Here is a 19,354-nt window from a genome sequence, read left to right as displayed (position 1 = left end):
CTAATTACTTTGAATTTAATCTATTTTTATTAATTAATTGCTTTATCCATCCCTCTGTATATCCTAACTCTCTACACATTTCTTTTATTGTTTTTGTTCTATAATTCTTCACTATATATCGTTCCACATATTCAATAGAATATAGTTTCATTGGAAATGTTATTTGTTGTCCACGATAATACTTATGTAATTTAATGACTATTTCTTCACCCAGAACCTCAACCATATCTGCATATATGCCTTTATAATCACAATTATTATTACTGTTGTTAGTCATCACTCCACCTCCTTTTCTAGCACTAATTAATAATAACTAGTATTTGAAAAAGTTTCATTCTGATTTTCTCTTGTAAAATCTATAGTATTTTCAAATATGTACTTTAATGTATACGCCCTTAAAGCCCGTATTTTTCAGTACATATACTTATTTTATTCTTCTTTTTCTGAGTATCTATATTCTATTCCATTAGTTAATGTAAACGCATATTCTGGAGATAGATTCAATATATCTTCTATATCATCACTCATTAATATTTCTTCTAGTACTTCTTCTTTTGAAGTATTGTTTAACCACATATCTATTAACATGTCTTTATCTAGTAATCTATCTATATGATGTTCCATGCTTAACATAGTTTCTAATTCATCTTTAGCATACTGCCTTAAATCTCTTTCATTTGTATATATTAGATGATTTTCTACGTCTATATAGTTGCTTGTAGTTAAATCATAGTAATACTTACTTGCTTTATCTATAGATATTGTATTTATATTTAAGTTGTACCAAGCAAAGAATATAGCTTCATCTATGTTTAAATTTTCAAGTTTATTGTATCTATTTACTAACTCTTGTAGCTTACAATTATCTCTTATTAGGTAATTCTTTATTTCTTCATCTTCTATACATGTAAATATCTTTTCTATTGCATCTACAGTTTTATCATCTATATTGTTGTATTTATCTATTAACTCTTTTAATTCATTGAAAAATAACTTATTAATTATTTCAGATTTATTATTTATCATATTACTCTATCTCCTTTAATCATTAACTAATATTCATTTGAAAACATCATTGTTCTATATTCAACATTATCTATAACATATATTTTTAATTTATCTTTAATTTTATCATTCTGTATATATATCCTAGCTTCATATTCAGGTACTTCTTGCTTATGAACTATCTCAACTACTCCTAATCCTATGGGATTTATTTCAAATATTTGCAGATAATCTTTTTCTGTAGTTAAGTTATCTATTAAATCCCATAGTAGTATAGCTATTTCAATTGGTAAATTTTCAGCTATCTCTTTTGTCATATACCTATTTTCTTTTTTAAACATATTACAACTCCTATTTAGTTTTTAATTTTAAATTTATATGTACTATTTTTTTAAAGGGCTTTCCGGGCTCAACCTAAAATTGATTTTTTTTTAATTGCTTTGGAACATAGAAAAAGCCTTAGCCTAATTTATTTAAGCTAAGACTCTTCTATCTTACAGTTTTCTTTAAAACTAAAGTATTTATCATCATCTCCAATAACTATACAACCTACTAATTCAATGCCTAGTATTTCTCCACGCTTCTGTAGCATATTAGCTATCTCTTCATCTTCCTTACTAAAGTCAGTATTACCTGATGGATGATTGTGAAAGCATATTATTTTAGATGCATTACTTAATAAAGCTACTTTGAATAATTCTCTTGGATGTACCATAGCTGAATTTACAGTGCCTATACTTACAACTTCTATGCTTACTAGCTGATTCTTTGTATCTAAAGATACCACTACAAACTTTTCACTAGCACTATTTATAAAAAATTCTTTGCTAATCTATAAGCATCATAAAGATTGCTTATTTTTCTCGTTTCATATAGAACACTACTTTCTTTTACTAATTTAAATGAAACTATATCAACTCTCTTGGCAGGAGTTCTCTTTTTATTCATTCTGCTTTTCTCTCCTTTATTTATTAAAATTAAAATAAGCATATACACCTTATCAATGTATATGCTTATTTAAATAAGTACTCAGTTTCTTCATTTTTAGAAATTACAGTAACACTATAATCACTAGATAACAAGTATAGTGTTGAATTATATGTATTAACTTCATCTTCATATATTACATCACTAAACTCTTCTACTAACCCCTTTAATATATTTGATTTTAAGTTTTCTACTTCTTTAATATCCTCAATTATGCACACATATCCACCATCATCTGTTAGTTTTCTGTTGTACCCATAACTTTCATCTAGAATATTAATGATGTTATCAACATTTTCAACTACTTCCTTTGGATATTCTGATAATACATTTAAATCTTCTTTCTTCCATAAGTTAATCATTATAATTTCCTCCTTTTTAATTTTGCAATAAAAAAGAGATATTAGTATTTCTACCAACATCTCAATTAATTAATTTTATGTTACTATCTACTATATTCTCTATTTAATATAGATTCAAAAATATAATATATATTTATAATTTAATTTAATACATCTTAATGATTTGCTTCTGCATATATTTTTTCAGCTAAATAATGAATCATATAATTTTGTAAATTACTATTAGTTAATATCTCCTTAACAAGTCTATCATTTCTATTCTTAGTCTTGACAATACCTCTCTTAAAGTAGCTCTTAGCAAAAGTACTAACCAAATCTTCATAGCTATTTGCCTTAGCTATATCCATAATACTCTTATCATTTTTAAATATCTCTTCATATTGATCTATTATAATTCTATCTTCTTCCGTAAGACCTACTCCAAAAACATCATTTACCTTCTTAATTATATCCTCTAAACACTCTTCATCCACTTCATTAACACGAGCTATAGCAGTTTCAGATATACCAACTAATTCACCTTCACCTTTATATAAAGATATATCATTACCTTTTTTATTATCTTCACCTAACTTTTTCAACTTATAATAATCTATACTTAACATATCATCTATATCAATTCTCTCTTTATGCTTTTTAGGTAACTTTCTTAAAAGTACAACTAGATAAACTTGTAATCTTAAAAGATTTAAATTTTTTATAGGATAAATCTGAATCAAGAAATTATAAAAAGTAATATACTTTTGACATTTTTTCTTAAACTCATCGGCTCTTTTCTCATCCTCATCTTCTAAATAACAATATCTTTCAACTGCCATATCAATCAAATTATTCATCTTGGCATCTTGTGCATTTGTTCTTTTATCTTTATAAAATAAAACAGCAAAATCATTTATCTCTTCATCTGTATATATACCATACTCATGTAACTGATACCAAAGATCATTGACCACATTAGGGTCAGTAACTTTATCTATATTAGTCATTTCAAAATATGGCTTATATGCATCTTGAATATCTTCTACACTATTTTGAAAATCTAATATAAAAGTCTGCTTATTAGGATAAGTTCTATTAAGTCTTGATAAAGTCTGAACAGTCTTTACTCCATCTAATTTTTTATCAACATACATAGCACAAAGCTTTGGTTGGTCAAACCCTGTTTGATATTTCTCTGCAACTATAAGTAACCTAAAATCACTTTTTTCAAAGATAGTTGGTAAATTAGAATCATTTATATCTGATGCTACATCTTTATTCATATCTAATTCAGTATATTCATCATCACCATCTTTTACCGTACCAGAAAAAGCAACCAATGCTTTCATATTGTATCCTTTTTCTTTTATATATTGATCTATTGTTAACTTATACCTAACAGCATGAAGTCTACTTGCAGTAACTATCATACACTTAGCTCTACCATCTAACCACATAGCCCTATTATCTACAAAATCATCTACTATAGTTTCAACCTTTTGTCTTATATTATGCTCTTTTAAACTAACAAACTTATTTATAGCTCTCTTTGTTTCACTCTTATCAAACTCAGGGTTATATGCAATCTTCTTACCTACTTTGTAATATACACTAACAGGCATAAAGTTCTTTAAAACATCTAATATGAATCCTTCTTCTATAGCTTGTTTCATCGAATATAAATGAAACTCATGTGGTAAGCCATCTTCACCTATCCTACCAAAAACTTGTATAGTCTTATTCTTAGGAGTAGCAGTAAAAGCAAAGAAACTTATATTACCTACATTAGTTCTTTTCTCTATAATCTCATTCATCTTGTCTAAACTAGATTGTTCATTATTTTCATTTTCTTCATCAATTTTTTTAGCTTCTTCTAAAGTTTTACCTGATAAATTTTCCTTTAAAGCATTCATATTCTCTCCAGATGTAGAAGAATGTGCCTCATCTATTATTACTGCATAACGTCTTTTTTCTAATTGTTCTATCTTAGATAATGCATACTGGAATTTTTGTATAGTTGTTATAATAATCTTTGCTCGATTTACAATAGCATCTGCTAAATCTGACCTATTTTTTTATCATCTGCATATACATCATAGTCTATTAACAATCCACCCACAGATTTTTCTATTTTGACTTTTAGTGCTACTTCTTTTGACTCTATATTAGTAACTTCTTTAAGATTATTACTTTCACATCCAACTGTAAAAATAATAATTAATGCTAGTGCTACTAATTTTATATTTTTCATACATGTTTCCTGATAGTATAATATTTAGTTGACATTTAAGTGTTTACTTTTCTTGCAAAATAAAAGAACATAGAGTTTCACACAAACCAAGAAAGGAATGATCTCTATGCTAATAATAGTTAAATATCAATAAAAGGTTTTACTATCAATACCCTTGTAATTAAAAAATTGAGGCTATAGAATTCATTCTAAGCCTCTTTTCTTATATATTTATTATAGTAAATTAACTTATAAATACTAGTATCTAATTTATTATCATTTTATTTATATAACTATATATCAATAATAGATATACTAACTTTTTGAATTTAAACTATTATATTATCAATATACTAAAAATTCATATTAATATTAACTCACTAATATATTTTACTTAAACTAAAAAGCATATATTAAATATATCTAGTGCACCTTTTCAGTAAATTATTCATATTTTTTAAATCCATTTCTTCTATCATCTATAACACTAAACATACCTTCTTCTGATGATATTCCTATAGCTTGTACTGATCCAAAATAGAATCTATTTTTTTTTTCACTTATTATATAATTATTATTTTTTACTTTTACAAAATCTATACTTTTTCTATCTTCAACAGCTAAATTTATCTCATCAATAAATACTACCCTAGGTTTATCTACAGCAGTTTTAATATCTGTACCAAACTGTAATATATTTAGTAGTACTGGTGCTAATATTTTAATTATTTTACTTCCACCTGGTGATCCTATCCCCATAATATAATCATCACCTTTTTTTATAATAGTTGGAGCGGTAAAATTTCTTGGAATTTTACCAGGCTCATAACTATTAATATTTCCACTTGTTGATGAAAAATTATTAAGTGTCTCATTCAAATAAATACCTGCAACACTCTCTTTAGATCCCCAAAATCCGCCTAATGTATTAGTAGCAGATACTATCATACCATCTTTATCTAAGACAACAAAATGTGTTGTACTCTCATGTTCTTTATCTTCTTTATACGCTACTCTACCTTTTTTTAGTAAGATATCTATATACTCATCGCTAACTAAATAATTATTATTTACATTATAGAAATTTGGATCTGTAATATTATTTACTCTATCTGCTGCAGTTATATTACTTATAAACTTTAAATCCTCTATATATGATTCAATATCATAATCTGGATTACTTATACCTATTTTTTCAAATATTTTTAACATTTGTATTAATGTAACTCCAGAAAAAGGTGCTGGTGCTGAAACTATTTCATACCCTAAATACATTCCTTTTACTGGCTCCAATCTATCTACTTTATAATTTTTTAAATCCTCCTTAGTTAACGTTGAGTTACTTACAATTTTATCAGCAATACTGCCTTCATAAAAAGCATTTGATCCATTTTGTTTTATTTCTCGTAGAGTTTCTGCTAAATCATTTTGAATAAAAGTATCCCCATATTTTAATATTTTTCCATTATCATCATAGAAATCATCGCTAATATAGTACTTCTCATATCTTTTTAATTGCTCTTCTAAAACATAATCTATTTTAAATCCATTTTTAGCATAATTAATAGCTGGTTCTATTAACTCTTTAATATCTATAGTTCCATAATATTTATGTATTTCTTCCATACCTTTTACAAATCCTGGAACACCTATGTTACTAAGTTTTTTAGATGAAGATATTGGTGCTGAGTCTCTGTAATTAAAGAAGTCAAACTTATCATTTGAATAATCATAAATTAACATTCCTCCACCGCCTCCGATCCCAGATCCCCAAGGTTCTACAACGCCTAGTACATATGAAACTGCTATAGCTGCATCAACTGCATTTCCACCATTTTCTAATATTTCCATACCTACTTTAGTTGCTATTGGACTAGATGAGCTTACACCACATTCACCATCTATAATTTTATTACCTTTGCTTAAATCCATATTTTCTTGTATTACATTCCAATTCGTAAATCCAATATATACAATCAATATAACAAAGATAAGACACAATAATAATATTTTATTTTTTTTTAATCTCTTTCTTTTTATTTAACTCACCCACCTTTATTAATATAAAAACAATTAACTACATTTAAAAATTAAAATATATAGCTAATTGAATAAATACTCTATCTCAATTATTTTTTATCTAATTAATCTGTTGTGCTAGTTAATTATTTTTCCAAATAAAGGAATTTAAATTGTGCAAAAAAGAATATCCTATGAAAGATTAGTATTTGTAATTTTTATCCAAATACTAATCTTTTTATTTTAGATATAGAATCTTCATTTCCCATTAATTTGTTTATTAGAAATGATATATTATGAGCTAAAACTTTTATTGAAGTTCTAGTTATAAATCCTAACATTGATTTACTTTTTACTTTATTCAAATTTAATTGTTCTGCCAACTGAGAAAAACTAGTTTCTATCCTTCTTCTAGCTTTAAATATCAATTGTCTTATATCTTTGGGATAATTATCTTTACTATTTCCGCGCTTTAAAAATAATAGATTTATATCCTTTTCAACTTTCAGTTCAGGCGTTAGCCTTTTATTTACATACCCTTTATCACCAATAATAGAAATAGATTTATATTTATCACATAAATCCCATACTGCATTTCTATCATCTACATTAGCTGGAGTTATAATATAATCAGATAAAAATCCATCTATTGTAGTAAGAGCATGAAATTTAAATCCAAAATAAGTTTGTTTTTTTGAAGGACATCTACCATAAGAGGCTTCGCCTTTAAAGCATTTACTAAAATGTGCTCTACCAAATTCACATACTGGAATAGGCATACTATCTACAATTCTTATATTGTTAGAATAAGATTGCATAAATAAAGAAATATGCTCTCTTATTTTAGATATTACCCAATATAAGTTTCTTTTAGTTCTGTTGAATCTCGTTCTATCTCCTATCTTTGGAAATAGATTTTTATATTCCCTTTTAAGCAAACTAAAGAATGCTTTTTCAGAATCAATAGTTAAAAGTTCACCAACTATGCTAATAGTGATTATCTCACTATCAGAAAGTTTGCTATCTTTTATATTACGTCTATTACTTACAGTTATAGGTATAATCTCATTATATATATCATCTATAATTACAAATATATTTGTAAATAAATCAGTTAAATTTTTTTGATCTTGGATATAATAATTATTAAACTCTAGCATATATAATCCTCCTTTAGAATAGTAGAGATAATCTTAGGATACTATATTTGTTGGAGTTTTATTATTGAAAAATTTAACTAGCACAACGAGTTAATTAATAATTTAATTAACTATTTAGTTCATTATATAACTCCGTATTTCTTATAGAATCTAAGTCTACTGAAGTTGACTTTACGATTAATTTATTATTTTCTATAGTATACTTACTTCTATCTAATAATTTAGTTAATAGTTTGAATGATCTTTGTATATAGAACTTATTATCAGTAACACATGGCTTACCCTCATTTATTCTAATTGGTATTATTTCAAATTGACCATCTCCATTAGAATCTATTGTATAGTTTACTACCATACTATCCTTAGTTCTACTAAACCCTTGATCAAATATAAAATTTCCTAAACTATAGAATATAATCCCATCTTTATATAATTCAATAGGTTGAAGAACATGTGGATGTCCTCCTATTACTATATCAGCACCTGCGTTTATAAAACTTTTTGCCAACTCACTTTGTCTATTACTTGCAGATTCTAAAGTATACTCTTCTCCCCAATGTGATACAACTATTGTTATATCTGTTTCTTTAGATGCTTTATTTATGATTTCAATGTAACCATCATAATATGTACTTAATATACCAGGTTGTTCACTTGTAGCAGATGCGCTTCTTGGTACTACATCACTTATAGCTATAGTTGCTATCTTTATACCGTTAACTTCTGTTATGTCATATTTTATAGCTTCTTTAATATTTTCTCCTGCACCAATATATTTAATATCTATATCTTTAAGTACATTAATTGTAGATAGTACTCCTTCTCTGCTATAATCCGCAGTATGATTATTTGCTAAAGATACAATATCGAACCCAGAATCTTTAATAGCATCTACAGCTTTTGGTTTAGTTGCTAGATGTATTTCTTTATCAGCTTTATTATAATTTGATTCATCTATTTCTAAAACTGCATTCTCTAAATTACCTAATACATAATCTGAATTTTTCCATAAATGAGATACATTTTCAAAAAAATATTCATATCCTTTTCGTTCACCAACTTGTTCTATACTTCTAGTCATCATTATATCCCCAACAAATGTAGCTTTAAATAAATTATCTTCTTTATTTAAAGAATATGAATTATTATAACTTTTATTATTTCTAATGTAACCCGTACTTAATAACATTATAAAAAGTACTCCTGTAATTATAATACTCTTTTTGAGACTTATTTCTTTATTATTTTTCATATATATTTGAATTTTATCTTTTAACTTCATCTATACACACTCCCTAATATATATATAAGAAATTCATTATTAAAAATATAGGTGCTGTAACTGCAGCTGCACTCACTGTTGTTAATTTTATACCTTGTTTTAAGAATCCATTAGCGATAAGAGCTGGAACAAGAACACCTATTCCTCTAAATTCATATATTTCAAAAGGTAGTATTGGATATATATATTCAAATATTAATTTTAAAAATACAGATATAAATATTACTGCAACAAATCTTCTTCTTCCATATAATATTATGAACTTTGGTAAAATAAATTTAACTATTAAGAATGTTGCCATACTGATTGATGCTACTATCAAAATAGTTATTGGTTGATCCAACATAAGTGCTAAATATCCAGGCACTATAATTCCTCCTGGTGTAATTCCTGTTATTTCAGTAAATATTAAGCCTATTGTAAGCCCTAATATAAGCGATAAATATAAATCTGTTAAGTACATATCTTTTAATCTCCCCTCTTTATAAATATTATTAAACTTATTATAAAAACGCTAAATTTGTTACGTTTTCATTTTCTTCTAAATCTAGTAATGCTTTTATTAAAGGCTCCCCATCACCATGTATATTGCCAATTCCAAATATTACCCTATTATTCATAATTTTTGTTAATACTTGCATTATTTCTTCTGTAGAATTTCCTCCTAAATCTATGTACTCATCTACATTAAACTTACCTTTTTCATAAGCATCATTTATACACTTAATCCCTTCACCAATTCCGATAAGTGTACCACCATTTAAAAGTGGGAACATCTCTTTAACAAATTGCTCTGTTCTATCTACTCTATCTGGTCTACCATTAAATAATATTATTGGATTATCTGTAGGTAAATCTTTTTCGCATACCTTATCCCATATACTCATAGTGGATGCTGGTTCATTTGCAGCAAAACCATTTACAAAAGTAGATACGATATTATCATTAATTATACTGTGTATTCTCATTGCCCCTGGATCTGGATGTGCATTTAACATGCCCTGTAATGCAATTTCTGTATCTATGTTTAATGCTTCTGATACCGCTAATGCTATCGATACATTGTCTGGGAACAATGTATAGTCAAACTTCTCTAAATATCCATTAGGTATTTTTGAATTATCTGCTATTATAACTTTTGTATTCTTCTTTTTTGCTTCTTCTTCAAAATATCCTCTGTATGGACCATCTACTGTTATTAGCCATCCATTATTAGGGATTGTTTTTGAAAAAGCTTGCGCTACTTGATTTAATGTTGGTCCCATTACATCCATATGATCCTCTAGAACATTTACTATTACACATATATTTGCTTTTATCATTTGTTCTTGATATACTTCTTGATATTCTGGATTAACTGCCATACACTCACATACAAGAGCCTCTACACCCATATATGAAGCTTCTGCAATTACTTTTATTTGCTCTTTTATATTTGCTCCTTGTATTCCTCTCACAACTTTTTTTTCTTCATCCTGATTCCAATATATCATTCTTGCAGCTGTACCTGTTGTTTTTCCAATTGTTTTATATCCATATTCTGTTAATATACCCGTTATCAATCTTGTTGCTGTTGATTTACCACGTATTCCATTAACATTAACTCTTATAGGAATCATTTCTATATTCTTTTCATTCTCTAACTTTTCTTTAAACCCTAATATGAAAAGTAGTATCATACATATTACAATTATAAACATTACGAATTAATATCCTTTCAATTCTCAAAATTAAAATTTTTGGCTATGTTAGCTTATTTCGTGATAGTAAATTTTACATCTAAATCCATACTTATCAAGAATCCTATAGCCTTCTGTATATTGGGGTTCCCATCCATCATCCATCTTAAACACTTATTCAGGATTAATAGCCATACATTCACATACAAGTTCCTCAGCTTCTAAATTAGCAGTCTTCTTTATAACTCTTAATTGCTCACTAATATTTGGTACTTGTGGATTTCTTTTTATAATCTCTTCTTCATAGTCAAACCAAAATATCATTCTAGATGCCGTTCCAGTAGTTTTGCCTATTGTTTTATAACCTGCTTCAGTAATAACTCATGTTATTAATCTTATAACCGTTGATTTTACACATATACCATTTATATTTACTCTAATTGGTATTTTAGATATATATTTTTTGATCATATTTCTCTTTTATTCCTAATATTATCAATAACGAAACACATATTACTATAATAACTGTGATATTTCACTCCCTTCACTCTAATCAATCCATTTACATTATAAAGTAGTGTTTTTCGTTAAAAATATTTACGTTATTTAGAAAATTATTTTTAACTAACACAAGAGATTGACTCATATATACTTAACTCTATTCATCCATAACTCCTTCCTAAATTAAATATCCATTAGCATGATAACACTATATTATCTTTATTTATACAATTTTTATAATACAAATTCTGTTTTTATTCTTGTATTTTTTATAAATTCTGTTTTTATTCTTGTATTTTTTATAAATTAAATATAATTTTATAATTTATTCTCTATTTACTGTAATATATACATTATGATTTAATTCATTGTCAACAAAAGAAAAGACCACATTGAATATCACTTCAATGTGGTCTCTATATACTATTACTTCTTTAACATAATCAATTATAAACTTTTTACATTCTGGTAAGTTCCTAGTAAGTACAAACTCTTTAAACTTACTAAACATACTTCTAATTTGTCCTCTGTTATATCTACTGAATCTACATCATTACTTTCTATAGATAATTCATTTATCTTCAAATCTAAATTTAACTTAACTTGCTCTAATTCATCTAACTTATCTTTTAACATATTATTTACTATACCACTCATTATAGCATTAAGTATATTTTCAATTTCCTTATTTACTTTATCTAACTTATTTCTAAGGTTAATTAACATTTCATGATTATCATTATACTTAGCTTTCAATCTTTCATTTAATTCCTTGCTTAAATCTGGTATTGCTTTATAATTTAATACATGTTTTTCTAGATCTATAAGGACAAATTCTTCTAAATAATATTTCTTTATTCTAATTATATACATAGAATAGTAACTCTAATGGCATTAAGGGCACTAATGTCAAGATAATTCTAAAAATAATAATTCGATTTTCTAACTAAGTATTTTTTTAAATCATATGCCCTATTTGCCCTATATATTATTAAAATACCTATAATTATCAAACTTAGTATAATAAATATTAATCTAATACTATATTCATGTAAACGAAAAAAGATATTGACTATTACATCAATATCTTTTTAGTGGATTTCAATGGTGGAGACGAGGGGAATGTATTATATATATTTTACTTAATTTTATGTATTTTTATAAACCAGTATACAAGCACTTTTTAACCTTCTATAATTTTATATCTTATTGATATTTATTATTTTATCGTGAAATAATTGTGGGTATGTTGTGGGGTATTTTTTACATCTGAAAAATATAAATATATGTATAATTAATTAATTATTTTTTTTATATAACTTTTAGGGGTCTTTAGTATCTTTACTATCTTTACCTATTGCAATTACTACGTTCTAGGGGTCTTTATATGTATCTTCAAAGTGTCTTTAGGTATCTTTACTATCTCTTTATAAAAAATTTTAATGTTTTTAATAGATAAATTCTAAGTTATATTTGTTAGCATTTGTTAGCTATACACTTATTTTTATATTAATTAAAGTCATATACCTACCCCTAACCTACCTATACCTTAGTAAAATCTTAGTACCTATCCCTTTATGGTGTATTAAAATTTCATATACCTTAGGGTAATCTTGGGGTACTCGTAAAAATCTCGTTATTCATTATACTAATCTTACATACCTTACCCTAATCTTATCTTTTTTAGTTAATTTTTTCCGTAAAAATAGGGTATACCCCCTATAATAAAATCTAGTATTTGCAATACTTCGGTACTATTTATAAATTTTATTTTTTCGGTTTATATTCCTACATTCTCCTATAATATCATTATGATATAACTATAATATTATCTAATATATTATAGTACCTTACTAAACCTTACATTATTTAGGAAATAATTTGGAAATATTTAAACTTAGCAAAACTAAGCACCATTGCCCTAATATTGCCTTTTTATCCTTTTTTATTGGAAAAACTCCGAAAAACTTATGCTTATTAATAGGTATACCCCTATATATAAAATGTTGAAATTTCAATACTTACAATATATTTGTATTTTTAATAAGTTATTAATATTTTTACCAGTATAAAACTTTTATAATTAGACCATCATCTTACTAGGTGGTGATAATATGGAACTAATTTATTTGTATTTAATTGGAATACCTATAACAATAATAATATTTGGTATCCTATGGTTTTATCTAGTTTACAATAATATTATTTAAATTTTAATCCTACATTTTCCAACGTATTTAAATCGATTTTAAGGCCTTTAAAAAAACTTCATAGGGTATTTATATCCTAATAAAACAATAAAAAAGAAGCTATTAAGCTTCTAATAAAATATTTATATTGTTAAACTTTGTATCTATTGTAACCACATCCAGTACACCTGGTTTAAATGGCTTATCAGTAATACATATAACTTTAGGCATAATAGGAAATAACTCTTTATATGAATTACTTAAATAATACTCTTCTAATTTCTCATACTTTTTATCAAAGTTTTTAGTGTTCTCAGCTTCTACAATAGCAATATAATTTTTATCATTTAATCTATATCCTATAAATAAATCTATCCTTATACCTTCATGTATTAACCATTCCCTTTTTAGCTTCACCACTTCACCACCTAATATATTAATATATGCTACAAAATGGCTTATTAATAAACTATGGTCTATATTTCCAGGTTTCCTACCTAAATAATAAATATATGATGATATTTGATTAGGCCTCCATCTTTTTATACGGTTAAACTCTGATAAATTAGTTAATCTTCTTTGACACACTCTATTACACTTGGTATTTTTAAATAATATATTATCTACTGTAAAAACATCTACCACTTTTAATTGCTCTACTAACTCTAGTATTTTTTTATCTCTATCGGTTAGTATCTCATACTTGCAGCTACTCAAAGTACATCATCCCCTACTATAAATCATTCAAGAAGCTAAAATCCTTAACTTCACCTATATTATTATTATTGTCTTTAGGGTCTTTGTATCCTTCTTTTTTTAACTCTATAATATTTGATTTAACATTATCATCCTTTATATTTTCCTTTTTAATCTCTAATTTTCTTATTAACCTCTTAACCTGGGTATGGTCTATATAAAAACTTTGAAATTCGTTTAATTTACCATTGTATCTTATATATCCATGGCCATTACCTCGTAAATTATTCAGTAAATTATACTTATCTATAACCACATTTGAATTATTACTATCAAGTGTTTTAAGGCCTAATATAATACCTAAGTTACACTTTAAATCACCAGTAACTATCTTTGATGATGGTCTTTGAGTTGTAATTAAAATATATATTCCAATAGACCTCCATTGACTCAATGCAAGTTGTAGCATACTTTGTATAGACTTATCTTTATATACACTTGCAAACTCTTCTATAACAAATAATATTACTGGTAACTTATCTTTTTTAAACTTATTATTATAACTTTTTATATCCTCTAATTTGCTATTAAATAATAAATTATATCTTCTATCAGCTTCTTTATTTAAGTCTTTAAATATATCTTTTAATCCTTTTATATCCTTTGTAAATGCCTTTGTATGCTCTATATTTGAATATATATTAAGTTCTGTACCTCCTTTGTTATCCGATAGATATAACTGTAATTCACTTGGTTTATAATTTAATACTAATTGAGTTAATATAGTCTTTAACGTTGTACTTTTACCACTTCCACTCTCTCCAAATAATCCTATATGCTTATCTATAATAAAATCAAGTAATCCTAGTCTACCATATCCCAAAGTAACTACTATTTTATCTTTTATTGGTGGCTCTATTAATTCAAAGTTATATTTAGACTTTAATTTATGATTATATACTTTAATATCAAAGTAAGCACCATTGGAACTACTTATAAACTCTATATCAATGCTTTTATTAGTCTGTAATTCTAGTTTATCTTTTAATCCTTCTATATCATCCTTATTGAAGCTATAAGGCACTCTAAAACGTTCAATATAACCATAATCAGTTAATCCTATTAAGCACCCATTAAACTTGGTTTTATGCCTTTTATATTGTGAGTTATTCATATAATCAACTTGGTATATTACTTGTTTTTTTACATCTCCATCATTTATATATAAACCTAGTAATATAAAGAGCTTTTCAAAGTTTATAATGTCCATTTTATTATCATTATTAGATAAAAAGTTAAATAACTTCATGCTATCACCTACTTATCTTTATTAAAATACTTAATGTTTTCTTTAGATACAAAGTTCATATCCTCAACATCTTTATACTTATCTAATATTTTTCCTATACCATATAAACTAACTATAATACCTCCATAACATATTGCATAAGGTATATATCCTGGCATAAGACTTAAACAAATTGAACCACCTATTACTGAGTATGTTAATATTTCTATTGTGTTGTCATGGTCGGATGTATCCTTTTTTTTCATGTTTTTATAACACTCCTTTTACAATAGTTAATTTTAATAAATAACCTTGAAGTATTAGTATTACTGTGGTTTATATATCTTACTTAATGAATAGATGCACGAATACTTTAACGAATACCCTTGATAATAATATTTATATGTTTTTGGATGATATTATGTGTTATATTTTTTTATTTTGCATTATTTTATTTTAGGCTTAAATATGCTATACTTTTATTAATTACATATGTATGTAAGCATAATAAAAGAGTAGGAGACCTTCGACCTTCTTCCTACCCTTTAAATATATATTTTATTTAAGTATTATAGTTTTTGCATTTATGCAATATCCATTTATCCAGTTATCATTTTTATCTTTGTAACTGGTTTCGTAAAACTCGCCATCTATCAGGATGGTTTTTTCTTTACTCATTTCCAATAAATCAAGTTTATCCATATCAAATGTACTTACTAGAGCCGTTTTATTCTTCTTTGAGCTTCCTACATTCTCTAACTTAAACTTTATTATTCTATCATTTCTAAATATTATCCCTTTGTTTATTCCTTCAAATTGTATTTTGTTTATCATATTATTATATCCCCTCTTTATATTCTTCTATTAGTTTATCTATCTTCATATTGTCATTTACCCATCTTGGTGGGTTTATATTTAACTCTCTAAGTCCTATATATAAATCTCTCATTCTATAAAGTAAATTACAAAAGTCTGTATGTTCTTTAGAGCCTTTACCATGTGTTTTTATATTACCTTCTTTATTAAACCAATATTCTCCTACCGTTATCTTGTACAATACGTCCATATACTCACTTAATAACTGTTTAGACTTATTATCCATATATATCCCCCTTTTATATTAAAATGGCGAGTTACCAATATCAGATGGTTTGAAGCTTGCATCCATAAAAGTACTTTGCTTATTTTCTTCAAATACCTTTTCTGTATTTTCTACTTGTATATATACATTCTTTTTATAATTTACACCAAAGAACACTGAATTACCTGGTTTATCTATATCGTGAGCCATCCCAGTACCTTTTTTATGTCCATAAGATGCCATCTGTCTACCAAATTGAGTTACATTCATTGGACTATTTATTTTTTCCATTAGACACCAGTTTTCATATTCTTCATATAATGTTTTAGCATGAAGGTTATATCCTGGTACTCTTATAAGTTCCCTTTTATAAAATGCATATGCTGAGTCGGCTTCCTCTTTATATTCTTCCATTTCCTGGATGGATGCTTCACTTTGTGTTACTTTCCAATTATTAGCCTTTAACCTTTTAAGTCCTTCATATGCCCACATAAACACTATATCTAATTCATTTGATATAATATCCTCTACTATTCCAGGCACTCCTATTTTATCAGCTTCTCCTCTTTGTACTTGTTCCATTGTACCAAACCTTACATTAAATGGTATAAATATAGGTCTCCTAAAAAATCCATACGATTTATCATTAGTAACTGGCATCCTATTTAAACCATAAAACCAGGCCATATTAAACTTCATTTGCACATGGTCTTTATTTTTCTTATTAACTGTTATTTCTTCACCACATACGGCACTTTTAAAAACTCCATTTATTTTACCTTCTACGGTATCATCCCTAACTATATTAACTCTCCTACCCTCAGCCATAGCCATTATAAACTCATCACCAAATTTACCTAAGCCTATACCACATACTGATTTATCCTTATCGTATAATAAAGCCGTTTGTATATCAAATAAACTAGACTTACCATTAGAGCCTTCTCCTTTATATATAAAGCATTGTTGCACTTTGGTAGCATTAGGACACAACATAACTCCCCAGGCTTCTTGTAGTGTTAATATAGTACCATCATCAAGTATATTTTCTAAGAAGCTTTTAAACTTAGATTTGTTATAATCCTCTTTATACTTATCTATATCATAGTAATTACCATTAAACTTGGTATCTAGTTTTATTTGTGGAGTAAATTCTAATAACTCATCCGTTTCTGTATCTATCACACCATTTAAACAGTTTATATATCTATTTTCATATATAAATAGTTCTTTATGATTATCAGCTATTGAGTGTATTGTTTTAGCGAATTTATCAGCTTTACCAGGGTCTATATCTTCATCAATAATTACATGGTCATAATATAGCTTTAGTTGGTCTCTAGTATCTTTATATTCATATATTCCTAATTCTTCATTATAGATATATAACATATTACCTTTAATGTATGATGGAGACTTATCTAATACATATTTAACCAAAGAGCCGTTTATAATTTTACCATTATCTTTACAGTAAACTGGTTTTGCATAAGATAATATACTATTTACTTTGTTTTCTACTTCTTGAGCATCCAATGGAGGATTTATATAACATTGGTTATACATCATAGCCATTGGTAACAACTCGTGAATATCTCTAAACATTGGTTGAGTTATTAATCTACCTAAGTATTTAATTAATGCATTATCTCGACCACCCTCGTTAGTAACTGTATAATATTCTTTATTCTTTGGATGTCTACCAGGCTTTTTATTTGTTTCTTTAGGTTTATTACCTTTAACTTTGTTAACTCCAAAATACTCAGTTAATTTATCAAATAACTTTATTGGAATATCATATATAGGATTATCTTTATATACTGTATATTCTCTAATATCTTCACCAATTTTTCTAAGTGAGCCAGGAGCAATTATAAGTCCTCCATCCGTTCTAATATCTATTGATAAATCCTTGTTGCTATCATTTTTTAAACCTTCTTTATACTTAAAATATAAATGTAGGCCACCGTTAGGAGTTTTTACAGTAAATGTATCAAATGCTTGTTTTTGCTCCTCTTGTGTTAGTTTTAAGCTTTCGATAAGTTCTTTATATGCTTTTATACCATCCTTAGAGCCGTCTCCATGGTTACGGTCTAAATCTAACACCATAATTCCACTATCTTTACCAGTTATTAATGCATATCCAGTTACTTTACTTTTTTTAACTTCATTTTTATTATTTACATAGTCAATATATTCATTTACACCTTTTAACTCATAATCCCTAGATAATCTGTTAACATCTTTTTTCCATGGTACTACTGGTTTATTAGTGTAATTAAATACTGGAACTACTGGAAACAATTCTTTAACTTTTATTACTTCAAAATTGTTAGGCAATATATCACCTCCTAAAATGAATTACCTATATTTTTATATAAAAACTCATCTATTCTATCTCTTACTATAAGCTTCTTTTTACCTAATGTTATTACTGGAAATCCTTTAGCTCTTACCATCTCATAAGCTTTATTAGTTCCTAATCCATATTCTTTTGCAAATTCTTTAACTGTCATTAGTTTTTTATTTTCCATTATATCCCCCTTGTTAAATTCTCTATCTTCTTTATTAAATCATCAAATACTTTCCTAACTGTCTTTTTTTCTCCTATTGCTATATACTGTCCTTCTACTAAATCAATTAATAAATTACTTTCTACTGGATGAAGTAATTCATGTTCTTTTATTTCCTTCATAAATCCCCCTATTTTACCTCTAATAACTCATTTACTTGTATTTCTAATACTTCAGCTAATTTACTAAGCATATCAAGTTTTAACACTTGTTTGCCAGTTTCTATACGGTTTATTGTTGATGATGATACACCAACTAACTCAGCCAATTGTTTTTGAGTTAAATTTTTCTTTATTCTTGCTAACTTTAAACTAAACATTTTT

24 protein-coding genes are annotated in these 19,354 nt (G+C 26.4%); all 24 read right to left on the bottom strand.

Annotation, left to right across the window (positions count from 1 at the left end; all coding sequences use genetic code 11):
* Positions 1-4 precede the first annotated feature (4 nt).
* Positions 5-277, bottom strand: a complete 273-nt coding sequence (locus CRIB_RS01130) for a Mor transcription activator family protein (protein WP_180702741.1) — start codon at positions 275-277, stop codon at positions 5-7.
* Between the two features lie 152 nt (positions 278-429).
* Complete coding sequence (locus tag CRIB_RS01125; protein WP_180702740.1) at positions 430-1,026, bottom strand: hypothetical protein; 597 nt, start codon at positions 1,024-1,026, stop codon at positions 430-432.
* A gap of 26 nt (positions 1,027-1,052) precedes the next feature.
* Entirely contained in the window at positions 1,053-1,346 is a 294-nt protein-coding gene (locus CRIB_RS01120) for a DUF960 family protein (protein WP_180702739.1), read from the bottom strand.
* Positions 1,347-1,483: 137 nt separating this feature from the next.
* Positions 1,484-1,792, bottom strand: coding sequence for a JAB domain-containing protein (locus CRIB_RS01115; RefSeq protein ID WP_243633551.1), 309 nt, complete (start codon positions 1,790-1,792; stop codon positions 1,484-1,486).
* Positions 1,793-1,815: 23 nt separating this feature from the next.
* Positions 1,816-1,953 carry a hypothetical protein gene (locus CRIB_RS12580; RefSeq protein WP_243633550.1) on the bottom strand — a complete coding sequence of 46 codons (138 nt, stop codon included), beginning with the start codon at positions 1,951-1,953 and terminating at the stop codon, positions 1,816-1,818.
* 65 nt (positions 1,954-2,018) lie between these two features.
* The gene (locus CRIB_RS01110; protein WP_180702738.1) at positions 2,019-2,354 is read right to left on the bottom strand and encodes a hypothetical protein; all 336 of its coding nucleotides are present in this window, start codon (positions 2,352-2,354) and stop codon (positions 2,019-2,021) included.
* Between the two features lie 155 nt (positions 2,355-2,509).
* Positions 2,510-4,363: a type I restriction enzyme subunit R domain-containing protein gene (locus CRIB_RS01105; protein WP_330404964.1), complete on the bottom strand. Its 1,854-nt coding sequence runs from the start codon at positions 4,361-4,363 to the stop codon at positions 2,510-2,512.
* Between the two features lie 26 nt (positions 4,364-4,389).
* Positions 4,390-4,584 carry a hypothetical protein gene (locus CRIB_RS12575; protein WP_243633549.1) on the bottom strand — a complete coding sequence of 65 codons (195 nt, stop codon included), beginning with the start codon at positions 4,582-4,584 and terminating at the stop codon, positions 4,390-4,392.
* A 423-nt stretch (positions 4,585-5,007) separates the two neighbouring features.
* Positions 5,008-6,495, bottom strand: a complete 1,488-nt coding sequence (locus tag CRIB_RS01100) for a gamma-glutamyltransferase family protein (protein ID WP_180702737.1) — start codon at positions 6,493-6,495, stop codon at positions 5,008-5,010.
* A gap of 305 nt (positions 6,496-6,800) precedes the next feature.
* On the bottom strand, positions 6,801-7,742 hold the full coding sequence (locus tag CRIB_RS01095) for an IS982 family transposase (protein ID WP_180701595.1): 942 nt from the start codon (positions 7,740-7,742) through the stop codon (positions 6,801-6,803).
* A gap of 106 nt (positions 7,743-7,848) precedes the next feature.
* Entirely contained in the window at positions 7,849-9,024 is a 1,176-nt protein-coding gene (locus tag CRIB_RS01090; RefSeq protein ID WP_180702736.1) for a CapA family protein, read from the bottom strand.
* A gap of 13 nt (positions 9,025-9,037) precedes the next feature.
* Positions 9,038-9,487 carry a poly-gamma-glutamate biosynthesis protein PgsC gene (gene pgsC / locus CRIB_RS01085; protein WP_180702735.1) on the bottom strand — a complete coding sequence of 150 codons (450 nt, stop codon included), beginning with the start codon at positions 9,485-9,487 and terminating at the stop codon, positions 9,038-9,040.
* A 40-nt stretch (positions 9,488-9,527) separates the two neighbouring features.
* On the bottom strand, positions 9,528-10,724 hold the full coding sequence (pgsB, locus tag CRIB_RS01080; RefSeq protein ID WP_180702734.1) for a poly-gamma-glutamate synthase PgsB: 1,197 nt from the start codon (positions 10,722-10,724) through the stop codon (positions 9,528-9,530).
* A gap of 153 nt (positions 10,725-10,877) precedes the next feature.
* Positions 10,878-11,027 carry a hypothetical protein gene (locus CRIB_RS12685; RefSeq protein ID WP_180702733.1) on the bottom strand — a complete coding sequence of 50 codons (150 nt, stop codon included), beginning with the start codon at positions 11,025-11,027 and terminating at the stop codon, positions 10,878-10,880.
* Between the two features lie 624 nt (positions 11,028-11,651).
* A complete protein-coding gene (locus tag CRIB_RS01070) occupies positions 11,652-12,077 on the bottom strand; it encodes a hypothetical protein (protein ID WP_180702732.1) in 426 nt (141 codons plus the stop codon).
* Between the two features lie 1,439 nt (positions 12,078-13,516).
* Positions 13,517-14,110, bottom strand: coding sequence for a hypothetical protein (locus tag CRIB_RS01065; protein ID WP_180702731.1), 594 nt, complete (start codon positions 14,108-14,110; stop codon positions 13,517-13,519).
* 16 nt (positions 14,111-14,126) lie between these two features.
* On the bottom strand, positions 14,127-15,398 hold the full coding sequence (locus CRIB_RS01060; protein WP_180702730.1) for an FtsK/SpoIIIE domain-containing protein: 1,272 nt from the start codon (positions 15,396-15,398) through the stop codon (positions 14,127-14,129).
* A gap of 8 nt (positions 15,399-15,406) precedes the next feature.
* Positions 15,407-15,643, bottom strand: coding sequence for a hypothetical protein (locus tag CRIB_RS01055; RefSeq protein ID WP_180702729.1), 237 nt, complete (start codon positions 15,641-15,643; stop codon positions 15,407-15,409).
* A 292-nt stretch (positions 15,644-15,935) separates the two neighbouring features.
* Positions 15,936-16,211: a hypothetical protein gene (locus CRIB_RS01050; RefSeq protein WP_180702728.1), complete on the bottom strand. Its 276-nt coding sequence runs from the start codon at positions 16,209-16,211 to the stop codon at positions 15,936-15,938.
* A 4-nt stretch (positions 16,212-16,215) separates the two neighbouring features.
* Complete coding sequence (locus CRIB_RS01045) at positions 16,216-16,479, bottom strand: PX domain-containing protein (protein ID WP_180702727.1); 264 nt, start codon at positions 16,477-16,479, stop codon at positions 16,216-16,218.
* Between the two features lie 18 nt (positions 16,480-16,497).
* On the bottom strand, positions 16,498-18,798 hold the full coding sequence (locus CRIB_RS01040) for a phage/plasmid primase, P4 family (protein WP_180702726.1): 2,301 nt from the start codon (positions 18,796-18,798) through the stop codon (positions 16,498-16,500).
* A gap of 11 nt (positions 18,799-18,809) precedes the next feature.
* On the bottom strand, positions 18,810-18,992 hold the full coding sequence (locus tag CRIB_RS01035; RefSeq protein WP_180702725.1) for a helix-turn-helix domain-containing protein: 183 nt from the start codon (positions 18,990-18,992) through the stop codon (positions 18,810-18,812).
* Positions 18,992-19,153 (bottom strand): hypothetical protein, encoded by a 162-nt coding sequence (locus tag CRIB_RS01030; protein WP_180702724.1) that lies wholly within the window; start codon positions 19,151-19,153, stop codon positions 18,992-18,994. Before CRIB_RS01030 ends, CRIB_RS01035 begins: the two co-directional genes overlap by 1 nt.
* An 8-nt stretch (positions 19,154-19,161) precedes the next feature.
* Positions 19,162-19,350, bottom strand: coding sequence for a helix-turn-helix domain-containing protein (locus CRIB_RS01025; RefSeq protein WP_180702723.1), 189 nt, complete (start codon positions 19,348-19,350; stop codon positions 19,162-19,164).
* Positions 19,351-19,354 lie beyond the last annotated feature (4 nt).

The organism is Romboutsia ilealis (assembly GCF_900015215.1).
In the GTDB taxonomy this organism is placed as follows: Bacteria; Bacillota; Clostridia; order Peptostreptococcales; family Peptostreptococcaceae; genus Romboutsia; species Romboutsia ilealis.
This window is presented reverse-complemented; position numbering and strand designations above follow the sequence as displayed.

Coding starts and splice junctions, on each gene's coding strand:
- CRIB_RS01130 (WP_180702741.1), bottom strand. CDS start 277: ATGACTAACAACAGTAATAATAATTGTGATTATAAAGGCATATATGCA.
- CRIB_RS01125 (WP_180702740.1), bottom strand. CDS start 1,026: ATGATAAATAATAAATCTGAAATAATTAATAAGTTATTTTTCAATGAA.
- CRIB_RS01120 (WP_180702739.1), bottom strand. CDS start 1,346: ATGTTTAAAAAAGAAAATAGGTATATGACAAAAGAGATAGCTGAAAAT.
- CRIB_RS12580 (WP_243633550.1), bottom strand. CDS start 1,953: ATGAATAAAAAGAGAACTCCTGCCAAGAGAGTTGATATAGTTTCATTT.
- CRIB_RS01110 (WP_180702738.1), bottom strand. CDS start 2,354: ATGATTAACTTATGGAAGAAAGAAGATTTAAATGTATTATCAGAATAT.
- CRIB_RS12575 (WP_243633549.1), bottom strand. CDS start 4,584: ATGAAAAATATAAAATTAGTAGCACTAGCATTAATTATTATTTTTACA.
- CRIB_RS01100 (WP_180702737.1), bottom strand. CDS start 6,495: ATGGATTTAAGCAAAGGTAATAAAATTATAGATGGTGAATGTGGTGTA.
- CRIB_RS01095 (WP_180701595.1), bottom strand. CDS start 7,742: ATGCTAGAGTTTAATAATTATTATATCCAAGATCAAAAAAATTTAACT.
- CRIB_RS01090 (WP_180702736.1), bottom strand. CDS start 9,024: ATGAAGTTAAAAGATAAAATTCAAATATATATGAAAAATAATAAAGAA.
- pgsC (WP_180702735.1), bottom strand. CDS start 9,487: ATGTACTTAACAGATTTATATTTATCGCTTATATTAGGGCTTACAATA.
- pgsB (WP_180702734.1), bottom strand. CDS start 10,724: ATGTTTATAATTGTAATATGTATGATACTACTTTTCATATTAGGGTTT.
- CRIB_RS12685 (WP_180702733.1), bottom strand. CDS start 11,027: ATGATATTTTGGTTTGACTATGAAGAAGAGATTATAAAAAGAAATCCA.
- CRIB_RS01070 (WP_180702732.1), bottom strand. CDS start 12,077: ATGTATATAATTAGAATAAAGAAATATTATTTAGAAGAATTTGTCCTT.
- CRIB_RS01060 (WP_180702730.1), bottom strand. CDS start 15,398: ATGAAGTTATTTAACTTTTTATCTAATAATGATAATAAAATGGACATT.
- CRIB_RS01055 (WP_180702729.1), bottom strand. CDS start 15,643: ATGAAAAAAAAGGATACATCCGACCATGACAACACAATAGAAATATTA.
- CRIB_RS01050 (WP_180702728.1), bottom strand. CDS start 16,211: ATGATAAACAAAATACAATTTGAAGGAATAAACAAAGGGATAATATTT.
- CRIB_RS01045 (WP_180702727.1), bottom strand. CDS start 16,479: ATGGATAATAAGTCTAAACAGTTATTAAGTGAGTATATGGACGTATTG.
- CRIB_RS01035 (WP_180702725.1), bottom strand. CDS start 18,992: ATGGAAAATAAAAAACTAATGACAGTTAAAGAATTTGCAAAAGAATAT.
- CRIB_RS01030 (WP_180702724.1), bottom strand. CDS start 19,153: ATGAAGGAAATAAAAGAACATGAATTACTTCATCCAGTAGAAAGTAAT.
- CRIB_RS01025 (WP_180702723.1), bottom strand. CDS start 19,350: ATGTTTAGTTTAAAGTTAGCAAGAATAAAGAAAAATTTAACTCAAAAA.